Annotated in this window: 12 protein-coding genes and 1 tRNA gene; 1 reads left to right on the forward strand and 12 read right to left on the reverse strand. The window is 63.1% G+C overall.

Annotation, left to right across the window (positions count from 1 at the left end; genetic code table 11):
* Positions 1–27: 27 nt before the first annotated feature.
* The 4 genes from HND55_12540 to HND55_12555 form a co-directional block, all read right to left on the reverse strand.
* A complete protein-coding gene (locus HND55_12540; GenBank protein QKK03414.1) occupies positions 28–891 on the reverse strand; it encodes a hypothetical protein in 864 nt (287 codons plus the stop codon).
* Between the two features lie 55 nt (positions 892–946).
* Entirely contained in the window at positions 947–2,974 is a 2,028-nt protein-coding gene (locus HND55_12545) for a hypothetical protein (protein ID QKK03415.1), read from the reverse strand.
* Positions 2,975–3,211: 237 nt separating this feature from the next.
* Complete coding sequence (locus HND55_12550; protein ID QKK03416.1) at positions 3,212–5,533, reverse strand: PQQ-binding-like beta-propeller repeat protein; 2,322 nt, start codon at positions 5,531–5,533, stop codon at positions 3,212–3,214.
* A gap of 251 nt (positions 5,534–5,784) precedes the next feature.
* On the reverse strand, positions 5,785–6,771 hold the full coding sequence (locus HND55_12555; GenBank protein QKK03417.1) for an alpha/beta hydrolase: 987 nt from the start codon (positions 6,769–6,771) through the stop codon (positions 5,785–5,787).
* 223 nt (positions 6,772–6,994) lie between these two features.
* On the opposite strand from HND55_12555, the gene HND55_12560 reads away from it, so the two are divergent.
* On the forward strand, positions 6,995–7,114 hold the full coding sequence (locus HND55_12560) for a M48 family metallopeptidase (protein ID QKK04102.1): 120 nt from the start codon (positions 6,995–6,997) through the stop codon (positions 7,112–7,114).
* A gap of 19 nt (positions 7,115–7,133) precedes the next feature.
* Here the strand turns inward: HND55_12560 and parC are convergent, their stop codons facing one another.
* From parC to HND55_12600, 8 genes are all read right to left on the reverse strand, one after another.
* A complete protein-coding gene (gene parC / locus HND55_12565; GenBank protein QKK03418.1) occupies positions 7,134–9,383 on the reverse strand; it encodes a DNA topoisomerase IV subunit A in 2,250 nt (749 codons plus the stop codon).
* A 57-nt stretch (positions 9,384–9,440) separates the two neighbouring features.
* Entirely contained in the window at positions 9,441–12,374 is a 2,934-nt protein-coding gene (locus HND55_12570) for a serine/threonine protein kinase (GenBank protein QKK03419.1), read from the reverse strand.
* A 204-nt stretch (positions 12,375–12,578) separates the two neighbouring features.
* On the reverse strand, positions 12,579–13,385 hold the full coding sequence (locus HND55_12575; protein QKK03420.1) for a class I SAM-dependent methyltransferase: 807 nt from the start codon (positions 13,383–13,385) through the stop codon (positions 12,579–12,581).
* Positions 13,382–14,035 (reverse strand): SAM-dependent methyltransferase, encoded by a 654-nt coding sequence (locus HND55_12580; protein QKK03421.1) that lies wholly within the window; start codon positions 14,033–14,035, stop codon positions 13,382–13,384. The genes HND55_12575 and HND55_12580 overlap by 4 nt, the downstream gene beginning before the upstream one ends.
* Positions 14,036–14,085: 50 nt before the next feature.
* The gene (locus HND55_12585) at positions 14,086–15,333 is read right to left on the reverse strand and encodes an inorganic phosphate transporter (GenBank protein ID QKK03422.1); all 1,248 of its coding nucleotides are present in this window, start codon (positions 15,331–15,333) and stop codon (positions 14,086–14,088) included.
* 347 nt (positions 15,334–15,680) lie between these two features.
* On the reverse strand, positions 15,681–16,361 hold the full coding sequence (locus HND55_12590; protein ID QKK03423.1) for a TIGR00153 family protein: 681 nt from the start codon (positions 16,359–16,361) through the stop codon (positions 15,681–15,683).
* Between the two features lie 156 nt (positions 16,362–16,517).
* Positions 16,518–16,592 (reverse strand) — tRNA-Lys (locus tag HND55_12595).
* Positions 16,593–16,944: 352 nt separating this feature from the next.
* Positions 16,945–17,286, reverse strand: a complete 342-nt coding sequence (locus tag HND55_12600; GenBank protein ID QKK03424.1) for an SCP2 sterol-binding domain-containing protein — start codon at positions 17,284–17,286, stop codon at positions 16,945–16,947.
* Positions 17,287–17,308: the final 22 nt, after the last annotated feature.

The raw sequence follows: 17,308 nt of genomic DNA on the forward strand, positions 1-17,308 counted from the left end.
CTTCGGGCAGACTCGATTGCCTTTCGCTCAGGGGCTTATTATTGGAATAGGAATCGGCGTGGCAGACACGCCACAGTCGGCGAGCTGCCGGTTGCGGGCTGCCTGATGGTCCTCAGGCTGGGTCGCCCGCTGCTTGAGGCACCAGCGGTAATGGAGCAGGAAATCGGTGCTCCAGCGCGCGCCGGAGAAGTTGCAATTGTGGGTCTGCTGGGTCGTCGCCTGATCGACGGCAGAGGCCGCATAGGCGGTGCAGCGTGCGTTGCCGCCAACGGCCGGCTCGCTGCCCAGACAGCTCTGGAGGGCCGCCGTGCGAGCCCGGGTCTCGCCATCCAGGGTGGCCGGAACCTGATCGGCGCACCAGGCGCGATGCATGTTGGCATCGGCGCTCCAGGCTGAACCGGTGTAACCGCAGCGCTCCAACTCGTTCTGCCGCTGCTGAGCAACGGCAGTGAGTGTATAGGCCTGGCAACGGGCGCTGGCGCTCAGCTCTGCTGGCGGCACCACTTCCAGGGCACCCTCCATCATCCGGGCCTCGTCGAGCGGCGCCATGGTCGGTGGCGGGGCCGCTTTCACCTCGCCCTTCTTGCGACCGGTTTCGCAACGCACAAGCTCATTGTCTCTGAATTCAAGCTCGTCTTGCAGGGTGCTGGTGTCCTGGCTCAGACACCATGCGTAATGAGCGTCATAGTCAGCCAGCCAGCGCGGCCCACCATCGTCACAGTTCATTTCCCTGGCCCGATGGACCTGGTGAAGGCTCTCTTCAGCGTAGCGGGCACAGCGCTCCTGTTGCGAGAGGTTCTCGGCGAGCTGGGCAGACCCGCGCACAGGCATCAACAGCCCGGCGAGAAGGGTGCTGGCGGCGGCAATTATTCTGGCAGCTAAGTGACTCATCGCTTTGGCCTCCGGTGTGGCGTTCGTTGGACCGTCATTGCTGAACTGGGCCGGCTCATTGCTCTTGCTCGGCCAAGGCCTGCCTGGACGCTTCCATGGCTTCCCGTCTATGGCGCCAACCGATGCCCATTTCAGGCGGCTGGTCGAAAGCCTTCGGAGCGAGGTAGAGCCCGCGGTTGGCCGTGGCCTTGTCTTCCTCCACCCGGATGCGATTGGCCTCGGCCCATGCGTCCTGCCGCACGCCGGTGATCTGCCACGATACGCTGACCTCGGGCTCCTCGGTCCGGATAACAAAGGTGTTCGTTGCCGGGTCGAGCTCCTCGGCGATCATGGCGCGCGAGAACGAACGAATGGTCGTGAGCTGATACCGGAAGTCGCCATTGAGGGCGCTGAACCAGTTGGGCAGGGTGACCACCGCGTATCCGGTGGCGTCGGTGGTCACGTTGCCGTTATAGACGTTCATCATGTCCGGCGACTGGACAACCGAGTGGGAAAGGTACTTGTTCTCCGGATCGAGAGGATGATCAATCCGAAGCGAAGCGCCGGAGGTTCCAAGGAAACCGTTGGTGATCACCGTGCCGTCAAACCAGGCCGCCCTTGAGCCGACGCCGACGGGTGCATAGGCATAGATGCCGGTGTTCTCGGTGCCGCTGTCAGCCCAGGCGTAGACTCCATAGTTGTACGTATTCTGGACAGACGTCTCGCCCCATAGGCCGACGCGAGTCCCGCCTTGCGTACCGACATCAAGTGACCCTGTGCCACTGCCCAGCACGCCAATCGAGGCTCCCCGGCCCTCGACACCCACGCCGTAGGCATTCTGCTGCCGGTTGACACCCAAAATCGCCGGGACGTCGTTGAACCAGGACTGGTGATAGGCAAGCAGACTCGGTCTGGAGAGGTCTTTGTTCTCGACATGCAGCTGGGCGGCGGGCGCCGTCACACCAACGCCGACAGCACGATAGCTCGGGCGAATGGTGATGGCCTCAAAACCGGCAACCTTTGTCGTCATTTCGCCGGACCCGCCGACCGAGATCGAATAGTCATCGGGACCGTCGCTGGGCCGCCGGAACTGTAATGATGTCTGAGTGTCTGCCGTATTCTCGATCAGCAATGAAGGCATATTGCCCATGATGTGCAGCAGCTGCGAAGGCGAATCGGTGCCAATGCCAACAGAACCATTCTCAAAGGCAAAACGACTGGACCGGAACTTCAGGCGGTCGTCTTGATCTTCTTCGATATAGGCAAAATCGCCGTCGCCGAAGTTCAGGCGGGCGCCGTGGCCGAAACTGCCGAGAGGACCGATCAGCCGCAAAGCGTTCTGACTTGGCGCAGCGATCGTGAGTGAATGGGTCGGGGCGCTGGTCCCGATGCCCACATGGCCGGCGCTGTAGTATGCAGTGCTGCCATTTTGTAGCCATACCACCGAATCATTGTCGACGCCGTCTGCGAATCCTGCGGGCACATTCACCAGGTTGCCCCAATCGAGGTTGATCAACCCCGCTCCGTCTCCTATGAACGTACCGTTGGTAAACGTTACCGGATTGCCATACGTCCCGTTGAGTGCGCCGCCGGGAACGCTGCCTGTGGTCAACTGGCTGGCGTTGAGCGTGGTCAGTCCCGCACCGCTGCCGTAAAACGAGTTGAGCGGATGCGTCAATTCGAGCTGACCATTGTAGGTGCCGAACAGGGCAGTATCCGGAACCCAGCCCACCGTCCGGGCATGAATGGCATACGGTGCTGTGTGGATGGGCTGTCGCGGCGACAGCGGCGTGTAGACTGCCTCGGCATCGGCCTTGACGTAGATCTGCAGCCAGCGCCGGTTACCGTCAAACGCGGCCGGATCGGTAAAATCCAGTTCCGCCATGAACAGCCCGTCAACGACCGGGACATTCTCAACCAATAGCGTTGCACCGACCTGATCACCCGCGTTGAGCGCCGTCCACAGCTCGAACTGGAAATCATGCACGCCGTTTGCCGACGTACCGGATTGCTCCAGCCTGCCCTGATAGGTAAACGTATCAGCCACCACCGCGGCAGGAATGCAGCTCAGAATCACGAGACTGCAGGCAATGACCCTGATCATTGGTCTTTTTCCTCCCGGATTCGGCCCGGATTGCGTGTGCGTTGCATTCATTCGACATGCCCCACGCTCTGCCCCTGAATGGGCACTGGGTTGATATTCAAGGGATAGCGCAGCCCAAGACCTCAGGATTTCATCAGGAGATGCTCAGGGCATGATTTGGAGCCGATTCCAGCGGCGAGCGGCCGCCGTCACTCGTTGGCAGGCACCGCGGAGTGTCTTGCTGTTTCCCTCCGGCGGTCAATCGACTGATGCACGCAGCGCGTACAGCACCCCATCATCGCCACCGACAATCACGGAGTCGTCAACCAGCATTGGATTGATCAGCTCACGCTTGCTGCAAAAACGCCAGACGGCTTCGCCGGTCTCGGCAGCGAGTGCATACAGACAGCCATCATAGCTGCCGACGATGAAAAGGCCGGGGTAATGAACAACGTCACTCAGCGTCCTGTTTCCGGCGCGGTAGCGCCAGCGCTCTTCGCCGCTTTCAGCATCCAGGGCGTAGACGTGATAGTCACCGTTGCCGAAGACAACCAGGCCCTCGGCGACCGCGGGTTGGAACCAGATCTCGCCATCGGTCGAAAAGCGCCATCGCTCCATGCCTTCGCGGTCAAATGCCACGAACTGGCCGTTGTAGTCGCCGGTGTAGAGCAGATCCAGACCGGCAACCGTGTCGGCGACCACGCAATCGCCTGACCGAATGCGCCACACAACCTCACCGCTTCCAGCGTCCAGCGCGTAGATGTGACCATCACATGAGCCGACCACGATCATGCCATCGACCAGCAGAGGATCGGCGTTAACCGGATGAGATCCTTCCGAGACCCGCACCGTCCAGCGGCGACTGCCGCTGGCGTCAAAACGGTGCACGTTGCCGTATTGATCCCCAAACGCCACGCCGTCGCCCAGCCACAGGGGGCCGCTGATGGAGTTCGCGGGCAGCCGGGCTTCAATGACGTCCAGTTCGTTTTCAAGGTCAATCCCGATGAGCTGTTGCGCGCGCGTGGTGAACCAGACACGACCACCACCAATTCCCGGCTGACTGTGGATGGCGCCCAGGGCTGGATAGCGCCAAAGCTCCTGGCGGCTCTCGGCATCCACGGCTACCAGCCATGCACCAGCCGCCACGTAAAGAATGCCTTGATGATGTGTGGGTGCAATCGTGATGGGATCCCCCAGGTTCAAAGACCATAGCAATTCCGGTTTTGGCGGCTCCGGCGTCGGCCGTCCCCTGACGGATAGATGACCGCCTGACAGCGGCAATCCATTGAGGTATCCGGCGGCATCACCGATCATGACCATGCCACCGACTACGGCCGGACGGGTCAGCAACCAGGCGCCAACCTCAGACAGCCAGAGAACGCGGCCATCGGCGGCGTCCAGAGCGTACACCAGCCCATCACCGTTGCCAGCAAATACCGCGCCATGGGCATACCGCGGCGGCGAAAAAAAGCCGTCACCGCGAATCCGCCATAGCTCATCGCCGCTGGCCATATCCATTGCCACCAGATCGCCCTCGCCCGAGCTTGCAAAAACACGACCTGCCTGAACGCTGGCCTCGATGCCGCTGGCATTGCGAGCCGAGACGCGTGCTCGCCACAGCTCGGTGCCACGCTTCACATCAAGCGCGTAAACGTAGCCCCGGCCGGTGCCTACATAGATGACGCCTTCGGATTCGACGGGAGCGCTGGACGCGGCGCCCTCCAGTTGTTTGCGCCAGCGCAGACGTCTCTCCTGCAGGTCAACGGCACTGATGCGACCGTCTTCCTCGATCAGGATCGCGGTCCGGTCTACCATCAGCGGCTTGACCAGTACGACACCCACACTTCTGATGATGGGCTCGCTGGCGCCGCTTTCAGCGTTCAGATGCCATAACACATGGTCGTGCCCGACAATGAGCACGCCGGATTGCGTTGCCGCAGGCGGCGAGTTGGATTCAACCTTGCGGCGCCACAGTTCGCGTCCGCTTTTCAAGTCCAGGGCATAACAGTAGCCGTCCAGGGCGACGACATACACGCGCTCGCCATCACTGGCCAGATTCTGCTCGATGCGAGCACTGACATCGGTACGCCAGCGTTCCTCGCCGGTCAGGGACAGGCGATAGACAAAACCGTCATAGGAGCCAATGACAAGATCGTTGTCGATGACGACAGGGTCTGTATGAACCTCGCCACCGGTTTTGAACTGCCAGGCCTGGAGTTTCGGATCCACGTCGAGGTGAGGCTGAGTGCCTGGCTGAAGCTGTGCCCACCACCAAGCCAGCATCGCTCCTGCGAGTAACAGCAAAGACACCAGCGCCGTCGCTCGGAGCATGGGTCGACGGTTGGTGGTGGCCACCTCGGTCAGTGATTGCGGCTTGCATCGCAGCTTGTACCCGCGCCGTGGAATCGTACACACAAAACGCGGCGATTTTGTCGAGTCGCCAAGCGCCTGGCGGAGCTCCCAGACGGCGTTCGTCAGCACTTGATCTGAGACTTCCACCGCCCCCCAAACGCGATCGAGGAGCTCGCCACGGCTGAATACGCGCCCAGGCTCGCTGACCAACACCAACAAAAGGGACATGGACCTTGGCTTGAGGGTAACGCGTTGACCGGAGCGGCAGACCGTCAGCTCGTCAGGAATGACTACGATGTCATCGAGCTTGAAGGCGTCTGGCATGACAATGCGCGTTCACCACTGGCCTGAGCAAGAATACTATCACGCGCGCTGAGCTGATCCTGAGCCAGCCCTGATGGACTGCTGATCTCTTCCAGACAACGCGAAACGCTCAGACTGACCCGCAAAGCCTTTATGCAATAGTGGGTTCCAAGCGACTACGGCTCGAATCCATCCGCAAACACCTCCGGCTGCAAGACCGTCAGCAGGAAGGCATGGACCTGGTCGGCCACGAGCGGTGGGAAACCACCATGGCCGGCTTCCTCCACCGGCACGAACACTGGCGTGTGGCCGAAGGCACTCAGCGTGCTCAGCAGACGCAAGCTCTGACCAAAGGGCACCAGGGTGTCGGCGGTGCCGTGGGCGACCATGAACGGCGGATCATCGGCATCGACCCAGGTCTGCGGATTGGCCTGAACGACCTTCTGCACAAGCGCCGGGAACGGCGGCGCGGGGTTGTCGATGTTGGCGCGCAGCACGCCGATGCCCTGACCGGGCAGGCTGTAGCCGATCAGGCGTGATTCCGGAGAATTCGGCGCATCATGGTCAATCGTGCTGCCGGGAGGCGTGGTGACGTCGGCGTTCATCATGAACAGATCAGTCGGGCCGTAGTAGTCAACCGCCGCCTGTACCTCACTGGACTGGTCCAGATGAACGCCAACGCTGCCTTCGAGCTCGGGATCATTGCCCGAGGTGCCGGCAAGTGCGGCCAGATGTCCCCCCGCCGACGCGCCCCAGACCGCAATGCGCTGTGGATCAAGCTGGTACAGCGCGGCGCTCGCGCGCAACCAGCGGATCGCCGCCCTGACATCATGTATCTGCGCCGGAAAAGTCACCGGCGCACCGCCCCACAGCGCCGCGTCGCCGCTGAGCCGGTAGCTGATCGAGGCCACGGCGAAACCGTGGTCACGCATGTCCAGGGCGGCGCCAGGCACAGGGAAGCGGGCGCCGCCACTCCAACCTCCGCCGTGAATCCAGACCAGCAGCGGAAAGGGCGTCGATCCGCTCGCCGGCAGGTACAGATCGAGCATCAGATCACGGCCGCCGACGACCGCGTAGCTCAGATCCGGGTGGGTCGGCATGGTCTGCGCCTGCGTCACGCCAAAGCCGCAGATCAGCCAGAGAACAAGGAGGATTCGATGCATGGTCAGGCCCTGTACCACTAAGCCAATCCCTTTCAGCAATGCCGAGTATAGCCCGGGGCGACGCTCTGCACGACCGGTTGCATAACAGCATGGGCATCGACCTGAGCACCGGCGGGCTGACCTTGATGCCTTGGATGATTTCAGCCGGCAGGTCAAACGCCGACTCGAGGACCGGGTCGTGTTCGTGGCCGGGCGACGGGCCCGGTGCATCCAGCAGGTCGAGATGCACGAGCTTTGCCGCGTGGTAGATCACGACCACGGTCGCGAGTTCCACGCGTTTCTGGAGCGCGTCATACCGGACTGGCAGGCCCGCAAGGCGCTTTTGGAGGTCGAGTTGCTCTAGCGGGCCGGCCGCCTGTATGTCAATCGGCCAGCGACAGCCGCGTGACCTTCTGGAACCCCCGCGGCAGCTTGCGCCCGCGCTGTGCGCGCTCGCCCCAGTAGTTTTCGGTGTCACTCCAGCTCATTCTGAGGTAACGCTGGCCGGCCCAGACCAGGCAGTCTTCGCCCTTGCTGATGACGATCGCGCCGGCCATCTTCTCGCCGGCCTTCTTCGCCTTGGGCGGGATATTGATCAGCTTGTTACCCTTGCCCTTGGCCAGTTCCGGCAGTTCGGTCAGATAATAGGCCAGCAGGTAGCCCTCGGTGGTGGCGCAGACAATCACGGCCTCCTCGTCTTGACTGACCAGCGCAATGGGAAGGGCGTCGGCGTCAGCCGGCACGGTCAGCATCTGCTTGCCGGCCTTCTGGCGGGTGTGCAGGTTCTCAAGCTGCGTGAGGAACCCGTATCCTGCATCCGAGGCCAGCAGCACGCGATCGTCCGGCGCGCCGATGGCCAGGCTGCGAAAGACAGCGCCGGGCCTGGGGCTGAACCGCCCGGTCAGCGGCTCGCCCAGGCTGCGCGCCGAGGGCAGTTCGTGGGCAACCACCGAGTAGCTGCGTCCGGTGGAATCGAGGAAACAGGCCATCTGCGTACTGCGGCCGCGGGCCGCTGACAGGAAGGCGTCACCGGCGCGGTAGTTGAGCTCTTCCGGATTGATGTCGTGGCCCTTGGCCGAGCGCACCCAGCCCTGCTCGCTCAACACCACGGTGACCGGCTCGGACGGCACCAGGTCGGTTTCTTTCAGGGCCTGGGCGGCGGCGCGCTCGACCAGCGGCGAGCGGCGCTCGTCGCCGTATTTTTCGGCATCGGCAAGCAATTCGTCGCGAATCAGGCGGGTGAGTTTCCCAGGCGAGTCCAGGACATCCTGGATCTGCCCGCGCTCAGCCTCCAGTTCGTCCTTCTCGCCCTGGATTTTCATTTCCTCGAGCCTGGCCAGGTGGCGCAGCTTCAGTTCCAGGATGGCCTCGGCCTGGGTACCGGTCAGGCCGAAGCGCTCCATGAGAACGGGCCTGGGCTCGTCTTCGTTCCGGATGATATGAATGACCTCGTCGATGTTGAGGTAGGCGATCAGCAGGCCGTCGAGGATATGCAGGCGATCGACCACCTGATCGAGACGAAACTCCAGGCGCCGGGTCACCGTCCGGCGGCGGAATTCGAGCCACTCGATGAGCAGGTCCTTGAGATTGCGCACGCCAGGCCGGCCGTTCAGGCCAATGACGTTGAGGTTCATGCGCGCGCTCTTTTCCAGGTCGGTGGTGGCGAACAGATGGTCCATGAGCTGATCGAGATCGACCCGGTTGCTGCGGGGCACGATGACCAGGCGGGTGGGATGCTCGTGGTCGGACTCGTCCCTGAGGTCGCTGACCCAGGGCAGCTTCTTGGCCTGCATCTGGCCGGCGATCTGTTCGAGCACCTTGGCCGGCGAAACCTGGTGCGGCAGCGCCGTGACGATCAGCTCCTCGCCATCTCGTTCCCACTTGGCGCGCTGGCGGATGCCGCCCGATCCGGTCTCGTAGAGAGTCAGCAAATCCTCACGCAAGCTGACGATTTCCGGGCCGCCGGGAAAGTCCGGGGCGGGAATGTGCTCGCACAGTTCGGCCACGGTGGTCTTCTTCGGCGCCTCGAGCAGGCGAATACAGGCCGAGACGACTTCCCGGAGGTTGTGCGGCGGAATGTCGGTGGCCATGCCCACGGCGATGCCCTGCCCGCCGTTGAGCAGCACGTTGGGAAGGCGCGCCGGCAACAGCTTCGGTTCTTTCAGCGTGCCGTCGAAATTGGGCACCCACTCGACCGTGCCCTGCCCGAGCTCGGCCAGCAGGGTCTTCGCGTACGGGGCCAGGCGCGACTCGGTATAGCGCATGGCGGCGAAAGACTTGGGATCGTCGGGCGAGCCGAAGTTGCCCTGTCCGTCAACCAGCGGGTAGCGGTAGGAAAAGGGCTGGGCCATGAGCACCATGGCCTCGTAGCAGGCCGAGTCGCCGTGCGGGTGGAACTTGCCGATGACGTCGCCGACGGTGCGGGCGGATTTCTTGTGCTTGGAGGCGGCCGAAAGCCCCAGCTCGCTCATGGCGTAGACGATACGCCGCTGTACCGGCTTCAGACCGTCGCACACGCTGGGAAGGGCACGGTCGAGCACCACGTACATGGCGTAGTCGAGATAGGCGCGCTCGGCGTAGGTGCGCAGGGGTTGCTGTTCGAATTCGCCGGAAATCATGTTCTTTTCACTCATGGGTCGAAATTGTCGCCGAAGATGCAGACGCGTGCGAGACAATCAGGAACATGGTCGCTACTCTTCGGCGTCGGCGCGGCGCCCGTCAAGAACCGCTCGCCACCGCAGGGCATTTCGCTCATGCCCGCCAGCCGGGTCGATCATCGACCACTGCCGGTAGTACTCGACCAAGTTCGTGGCCGCCTCCCTGGCCCACTCGTTGCCGACGCCCATCGCCCCGGAAATGATTTGATGTGCTTCCTCCATGGTCTCGGTGGCCTCAGCCCAGCGCCCGAGACCGCCGAGGATACGCGCCCGGGTCATGAGAAATCGACCCAGATAAGCCTCCGGCAGACTTTCCCGGGCCTTGGTGATCGCCAGGTCCGCCAGCCCCAGAGCCTCATCATACTCGCCCTGGTCACGCATGATGCTGGCCAGGTTGTTGATCCAGACCACGACATCATCAACGGCGCCATGCGCGCGCAAGCCGCGATCGACCGCTTCCTTCAGGTACCCTTCCGCCTCCTCAAATCTCCCCTGATCGGCCAGCAGGCCGCCGAGGTTGCCCAACTGAATCAGCGTCAGGCGATCGTCGGCGCCGACGGTCGCCTGAAATCCCGCCAGCGCCTGTCGATAGGTGCGCTCGGCTTCTGCCAGCCGGCCCTGCTTGTGCTGCACGGCCGCCAGATTGGCCAGGCTCTTGAGGGTTTCGTAGTGTTGCTCACCCAGGGTGCGCTGATACAGTTCATGCGTTCGTGCCAGCAGCCTTTCGGCCTCGTCCAGACGCCCTTGACTCTGCAGCAGCGCACCCAGACTGGTGGCTGTCTGCAGCGTGACCGGATGGTCCTCGCCGTGTATTCGGCGCGCCAGCCTGACGGCTTTTTCGAGGTAGGGACTGGCCTCCTCGAGGCGGTACTGGCGCCACAGGTTCAGACCAACGTTCTGGTAGGAGACCAGCGTATCGCCGACGAACTCGCCCAGCACGCGCCGACGACCCTCCAGAGCGCGAATGAAATGCGTCTCTGCCTGCTGCCAGTCTCCCATGGCCTCGTAGAGCACGCCCAGGTAGTTGGTCGCGGTCAGCGCCAGGGGATCGTCCAGGCCGCCGCGCTCGAGCGAACCCTCCAGCGCGTGGCGGGTATAAGCCAACGCCTCGTCGAGCCGATCAAGGCGCCGCAGTACCATCGCCAGGCTGATCGCCGCCGCGTTCGCCTGGGGGTCGGTCTGTCCGCCATGGCGCCGGAAGCCCTCGGCGGCGGCCATCAAATGACCAAGGGCCTGGTCAAGCTGATCGGTGTTGAGCATCAACTCGCCGAGTGCCCGGCGCGATGCAAGCGTGGTGGGGTGCGACGGCCCGAGTTGCTCGGTCCGAATCGCCAGCGCCGCGTCGAGCTGCGCCCGCGCCGGGGAGAGCATGCCCAGACCGCGATAGACATCACCAACCGTCTGGCGCAGCGCGGCCGCCACCAGTGGCTGATTCTGAAAGCCACGATCGATGGCATCGACAGCACTGGCGAGAATCATCTCGTCAAGCAGCCATCGGGCAATATCGGTCGGATTGAGGTAGCGAACCGCAGCGTCGAACTCCCCGGCCATAACGATCGACTCAGTGGCTGGCAATTCCTCGCTTTCAAGCGCCCCGCGCAGCTGGCGATTCATCTCACCGAGCAGGGATCGGCCGACACGCTCCGGATCGAGGTCCCCGAGCATGCTCGCCTGGAACTCGACCACCTGTTCAAGCTCGGCTGCTTTCTGCGCCGTTTCCGCACGCGCGGCTTCAGCCAATTCACGCTGGCGGTTGGCCTCGGCCAGGCTCATTGCAACACCGACGAGCCCCACGGCCAGCGACGCGAGCACGGCCGACACTGCCGCCACCGGAACGCGGTTGCGGCGGATGAACTTGCCCAGCCGATAGGCTATTCGCGGCGGTCCGGCCAGTACCGGCTCGTGCCGAAGATGACGGCCGAGATCCATGGCCAGTGCGTTGGCGGTCTCGTATCGCCTTGCCCGGTCCTTCTCCAGACACTTCATCACGATCCAGTCCAGATTGGCCTTGAGGGCCCGATGCAGGCTGCGCGCATCGGTACGGCGCTGACGGGCGATATGCGCAAGCCGTGCCTGCACGGCATCGGACCTCACCTGTGTCTTTCTGCGCATGAGCCCCTGACGCGTCCCGCTTGCGCTCAGGCGTGTACTCGGGCGCGGCGGTTCGACCTCGCGGATCAGGCGCAGCACCTCGCCGAATCCGGCATTGCGCAACGTGCCAGACAGAAACGGCGAACTTCCGGCCAGCAACTCGTAGAGCACGACACCGAGCGAGTAGATATCGGCCCGGGTGTCAACATCCTGACCGCTGGTACCGGCCTGCTCCGGACTCATGTATTCCGGAGTGCCGATCAGCTGTCCGATCTCGGTATGCAGCGTCTTGTCGGTGAGCGGCCGGTCCAGGGACTTGGCCACGCCGAAGTCGATCACCTTGGGCATGACGCGCAGTCCGTCCGAACTCTCCTGATATTCGACCAGGATGTTGCCCGGCTTGAGATCGCGGTGAATGACGCCCTTCATATGGGCGTGCTGAACCGCCTCGCAGACCTGAATGAACAGCGCGATGCGTTGCTTCAGACCCAGTCGCTGCCGATCACAGTGCTCGGTGATGGGCACGCCCCGGACGTACTCCATCACGAAGTAGGGCTGTCCCTTTTCGGTGGAACCGGCATCGTACACGCGGGCAACGCCGGGATGATCCATCACGGCCAGCGCCTGGCGCTCTGCCTCGAAACGCGCCAGCACGGCTGCCGAGCCCATGCCCGGCTTGATGACCTTCAACGCAACCCGCCGTCGCACCGGCTCGGTCTGCTCGGCCAGGTAGACGGCTCCGAAGCCGCCTTCGCCCAACAGTGACAGCACATGGTAGGTGCCGATCCAGCGCGGAATGACCGGCTGCGAGTTCTCGCCCATAGCCTCGGTCGACGTCCCTTCGTCCGGCGGTGGTTTGCTGCCCGGATCGCTCATCGTCGCCCTCTTGGAGGCCTGCAGCGCTGGCTGTCTCGAAGACCGAGTATATCGTCAGCCGGCGCCCCGGTCATGTCGGCCTGATACGAGCCAGGCATCGTGTCGGGCCTGCGGATAGCTGCCTTGTACCTGGTGGCGGCCGCCGGCCGGGCGATCAGGAACCGGGCGCGGGAGTCCCGAATCCTGACCGCCGCAGCCGTCCTTCTAACGCTTGACGAACTTCAGGGTGAAGCGGTCGCTTTCGCCGATCTGGCGGTACTTCTCCTGATCTTCACCGTCCGGCACGCGCAGGCCTGGCGGCAGGGTCCAGACACCGTTGGGATGGTCGGCCGTATCGGCCGGGTTGGCGTTGATCTCGGCGGCTTCGACCAGGCGAAACCCGCGCGATTCGACGCTGCCAACGACGACACTCTGCTTGACGTAGCCGGAGTCGGCCTCCGGATCCTGTTGCCGATCCTCAGGCAGCCGGTGCCCGACCACGCCAAACACGCCGCCGGGCTTGAGAGCCGCGTGCGCGGCGTCGACCACATCATTCCAGGTACCGCGACCCATGTAGCTGTGCACGTTACGAAACGTCAGCACGATATCGGCCGTGCCCGGTTCGGCCAGTCGAGCCAGCTCGGGCGGGTCGAAGGCAATGACATCGATCTCGCCGAATCGATCAGCATCGGCAACGCGCGCGTCAAAGCGGGCGCGAATCTCGCGGTAAAAATCGGGAATGTCGCCTTCCATGTTCCAGTGTGCCGCGATCAGTTGTCCGTCATCCTTGAGATAGGGGCCGAGGATCTCGGTGTACCAGCCCCCGCCCGGGGAGATTTCGACAACTGTCATGTCCGGCTGTATGCCAAAAAACATCAGCGTTTCGTAAGGATGACGAAACGGATCCCGTTCGGACATGACCTCGGGACGGTCGGGATCAGCGATCACCTGTTGCAGTCGGTCGTCAGCAAGGACCGGCGAGGCCAGCAGCGTGGCGACCAGTCCGCCACTGAGCAGTCGAATTGTTTTCATCGTTGCACTTCCTCCAGATCGGCATGAATTTTGAACAGCCGGTGCCCGCGCTGCGCATACTTGCGCTCGAACGGGCTGACCGGTTCATCAGGGACGAACGATACCACCCTCACGTCGACGGTTCCGGCCAGCGCCAGCGCGCGGGCAAACTCACGCGCGTAGATCTCGAAGTTCGTGCGCAGTTCCAGCTCTCCGCCCAGTTGCAGCAGGATCGGAAAAACCGGGTGGGCATGCCAACGGCGCCCGATATGGGCCGCCTTCGGCCAGGGATTGGGGTAGAACAGACAGTGGCGGCTCACGGGCCAGCCGCGGGCCCGAATCAGGCGCCATAGATCGGCGAGCTCGGCCCGCACGAGCCTGGCATTGTCCGGGAGATGCGGGTGGCGCTGCAGACGAACTTCGCTCTTGTCGACTCCGACCACCACTGCCTCGGGATGAACGCGCGCCAGCCGCACCGTCGACCAGCCCGTGCCGCAGCCGGAATCGAGAATGACCGGCTGCGAGACATCGATCCCCAGGGCCAGCTGCTCAAAGGCCTGGCGAGTATGGGCGCGAATCGGCTGACGCCACCGGGTGGCCATGTGCCGGCGGACGATCGAGACCAGCCGCGGGTGGATGTCGTCTTGATTGCTTGCGACTGCTGATGCCATGCCCGAAGACCAGCCCTGTAGTGGCGGCTGCCGGCGTGTCCGGCGGCGACTCAGAACAGTATGCGCAGCAGCGCGAAAAAGGCAACCGACAACAGCGCGCCGGCAGGAATGGTCACAATCCAGGACATGAAAATCGAACCGACGGTTTTGAGATTGATGGCGGCAATGCCGCGGGCCATGCCCACACCGAGAATGGCGCCGACCACCGTATGGGTGGTTGAAATAGGCAGCCCGGTTCCCGATGCCACGACAATTGTGGCGGCGGCCGCCAGTCCGGCTGCGAAGCCGCGACTGGGCGTAAGATCGGTGATGTTGTTACCAACCGTGGCGATCACCCGGTGGCCATAGGTCGCCAGTCCCAGCACGATTCCAACGCCGCCAAGCACCAGGATCCATACCGGCACGATGGCGCTTTGTTCGACGCTGCCGTTCAAGGCAATGCTGACCACGGCGGCAACCGGACCGATGGCGTTGGCCACATCGTTGGAACCATGCGCGAAGGCCATCGAGCAGGCGGTGACCACCATGAGCACGCCAAAGATCCGCTCGACGGTGTAGAAATGGAAATCGGTGTCACGCAGATCAACCGCCGGGATACGGATGATCACGACGGCACCGACGATTGCAATCAGGGCGCCAATGCTGGTCGCGAGCAGGTAGGATTCACCAACGGTCAGTTCGATGCCGATGTGTTTGAGGCCCTTGAAGACGGTCACGAGGGTCATGAAGAAACCGACCAGGAAGATATATGCGGGCACGTAGCGCCGCGCTGCAAGCAGCGGATCGGCGCGCTCGAGCACCAGCCGCCGAACGCTGGTAAACAGCAGCCAGGCAATCACGCCGGCCAGGACCGGGCTGACCACCCAGCTCATGACGATGCGTCCGACCTGGTCCCACTGCACGGCCGACACACCGATTCCGATGGCCGCAAATCCGACCACCGCACCGATGATCGTGTGGGTGGTGGAAACCGGCCAGCCGCGGGCAGAGGCAACCAGCAGCCAGGTGCCGGCGGCAAGCAGCGAAGCCAGCATTCCCAGGATCAGCAACTCGGGCTGGTCGTGCAGCAAACTTGCATCGACAATGCCCTTGCGAATGGTGCTGGTCACCCCACCGCCGGCCAGCACGGCACCGGCGAACTCGAACATGGCGGCAATCAGGATCGCCTGCCAGATGGTGATGGCCCGGGAACCCACCGATGGCGCCATGGCGTTGGCGACATCGTTGGCGCCGATACCCCAGGCCATGAACAGGCCAAACGCAGCCGCCAGCCCGATATAGAGAAGGGCCAGTTCCATCAGCCGTCCCCGAGCCTGGAACCGCTGGCGCGGCGGATCCGGATGATGCCGGAAGGCCCGGGGCCGTTCCAGGCCGAACCACGATTCTCGCCCGCCTGCCGCGCAACTCCGGCAGGCTGCGCCGGGCCTGTCGGCTCGGGTCTCGGCCACTCCTGTGCATGGGCCGCGGGTTTGCGTGATCGGCTATCCCGCATGCTTGAGGCGTTCGCTCGATGGCCGCAAGGGCGGGTATCGGAAGGAGGCGATTCCTGACCGACTCCGGGAACGGGCTGCAGAGCTGACCGGGAACGGCTTTTGGCCCGAACAAGGAACCGCCGAGGACATTTGAAGTGCACGCTCCATGCAAGTTAGCGTGCAATCATCAGGTGCAGGCGACTGCCAACCCGCTGAGCCAGATCGCCGAGATCACCGGTCCAGTCGATCACCTTGTATAGAAACATGACGTCGATCGAGGGGAGCGTCTTTTCGATCTCGAACAGTCGGGCGCGCAGCTCGACCTGCAGGCTGTCGCTGTCGTTCTCGATCTGGTCGAGCTCCTTGATCATGCCCATCACCAGATCAATCTCACTGCCGCGAAAGCCGGTCTCGAACAACTCATCGAGTTCGTTGACGGTTTTACGCGCCTGCTGGACTGCATCAAGACTGCGCTCGACAAAACTCAGATACAGGCCCTGAAGCGCATCGGGCACCCGCATCCGGCGGCCCATCATCAAACCTGAGATATCGCGCGCCTTGTTGGCGATGCGGTCCTGAACCGACAGCATTTCCAGCACGTCGGTGCGGGCGACCGGCATGAACAAACCGCTGGGGAGATTCAGTCGCAGCTCACGCTTGAGATCGTCGGCGGCATGCTCGAGCTCGACGATGCGCTTGCGGCTTGCGGCGGCTTCATCCCATTGACCGGCGTAGGTGGCCTGAATGAAATTGGGCAGTTCCAGCGCACAGCACGCCGCCTGTTCGAAATGCTGCTGCAGCGGGCGCACCGGGGATTTTCCGAACACCCGCGAGATGTAGCCGGTTGGACACATTGGACGATCCCTTCTGACAGGCTGCCGCTGACGGCAGCGGCGAAATCGCGGGGCATTGTAACAATAGTGTCATGTCACCGTCATATTCATGGCCCGCGCACGACCATGTCGGCGCCTGAACAGGCACCGGACTAATAGTCAGTCAGAAGCGGGGAATGGTGGGCCGTGAAGGACTCGAACCTTCAACCAATAGGTTAAAAGCCTACTGCTCTACCATTGAGCTAACGGCCCGACGACAGCAAGCCGGCAATGATAGCCAACTCTGGCGATCGGCTCAACCAGTTATGGAGCCTCTGGACAACTCTGCGCGGAGCGCGTTTCTGTCGCAAATGCCGCAGATCGTGTGGTGCGACTCGAGTGACAGTAGCCGTAGCTACGGCCGAGGGGCGCAACGCGCGAGATGCGGCATTTGCGACGAAACCCTGCGCGACGGGTCTTTGCGGGCAACCCGCTGCGTTTCGGCTCACTCATTTGGAATGACCAAACCACGCTCGCCGAAGCCACACCGGGTCATCCCGCAAAGACCCGTCGCGCCCGCGCAGAGTGGTTCAGAGGCTCCTTATGCTCCGTGCATTTTCCGGATTCAGAGGTTGAAACCGAATACCGGGCCGAGCTTTTGCGCCAGCATGACGTTGCCGCCAGCCTTGATCTGTCCGGACATGAAAGCCGACAGCGCGCCCTTTTCACCGCGCCCGAGCTCCAGCCACACCGGTTCGGCAATGGTCAGCGTGACGCTTGGCTCGTCGACTTGCCCCGGCTCGACCGAGCACTTGCCGTTATCGACTTTCACCAGCCAGTCGGCCGGCTGGTCGTCTCCGAGATCGGTGATATGGAACTGGAAGGTTGCCTCCAGAGTCTCGGCTGCGCCAGCCTGGAAGCGGTTTTCCAGATCGTTGAACAGTGCGGTTGCGGTTTGATAGTTCATGAGGTTCTCCGGTTTAAGGGTC

The sequence above is a fragment of the Pseudomonadota bacterium genome (genome assembly GCA_013285445.1).
Taxonomy (GTDB): Bacteria; Pseudomonadota; Gammaproteobacteria; order Xanthomonadales; family Wenzhouxiangellaceae; genus Wenzhouxiangella.

Bases quoted from the DNA above. Each gene is read 5' to 3' on its own strand.
- HND55_12540 (QKK03414.1), bottom strand. From the start codon at position 891: ATGAGTCACTTAGCTGCCAGAATAATTGCCGCCGCCAGCACCCTTCTC.
- HND55_12545 (QKK03415.1), bottom strand. From the start codon at position 2,974: ATGATCAGGGTCATTGCCTGCAGTCTCGTGATTCTGAGCTGCATTCCT.
- HND55_12550 (QKK03416.1), bottom strand. From the start codon at position 5,533: ATGTCCCTTTTGTTGGTGTTGGTCAGCGAGCCTGGGCGCGTATTCAGC.
- HND55_12555 (QKK03417.1), bottom strand. From the start codon at position 6,771: ATGCATCGAATCCTCCTTGTTCTCTGGCTGATCTGCGGCTTTGGCGTG.
- HND55_12560 (QKK04102.1), top strand. From the start codon at position 6,995: ATGCACGAGCTTTGCCGCGTGGTAGATCACGACCACGGTCGCGAGTTC.
- parC (QKK03418.1), bottom strand. From the start codon at position 9,383: ATGAGTGAAAAGAACATGATTTCCGGCGAATTCGAACAGCAACCCCTG.
- HND55_12570 (QKK03419.1), bottom strand. From the start codon at position 12,374: ATGAGCGATCCGGGCAGCAAACCACCGCCGGACGAAGGGACGTCGACC.
- HND55_12575 (QKK03420.1), bottom strand. From the start codon at position 13,385: ATGAAAACAATTCGACTGCTCAGTGGCGGACTGGTCGCCACGCTGCTG.
- HND55_12580 (QKK03421.1), bottom strand. From the start codon at position 14,035: ATGGCATCAGCAGTCGCAAGCAATCAAGACGACATCCACCCGCGGCTG.
- HND55_12585 (QKK03422.1), bottom strand. From the start codon at position 15,333: ATGGAACTGGCCCTTCTCTATATCGGGCTGGCGGCTGCGTTTGGCCTG.
- HND55_12590 (QKK03423.1), bottom strand. From the start codon at position 16,361: ATGTGTCCAACCGGCTACATCTCGCGGGTGTTCGGAAAATCCCCGGTG.
- HND55_12600 (QKK03424.1), bottom strand. From the start codon at position 17,286: ATGAACTATCAAACCGCAACCGCACTGTTCAACGATCTGGAAAACCGC.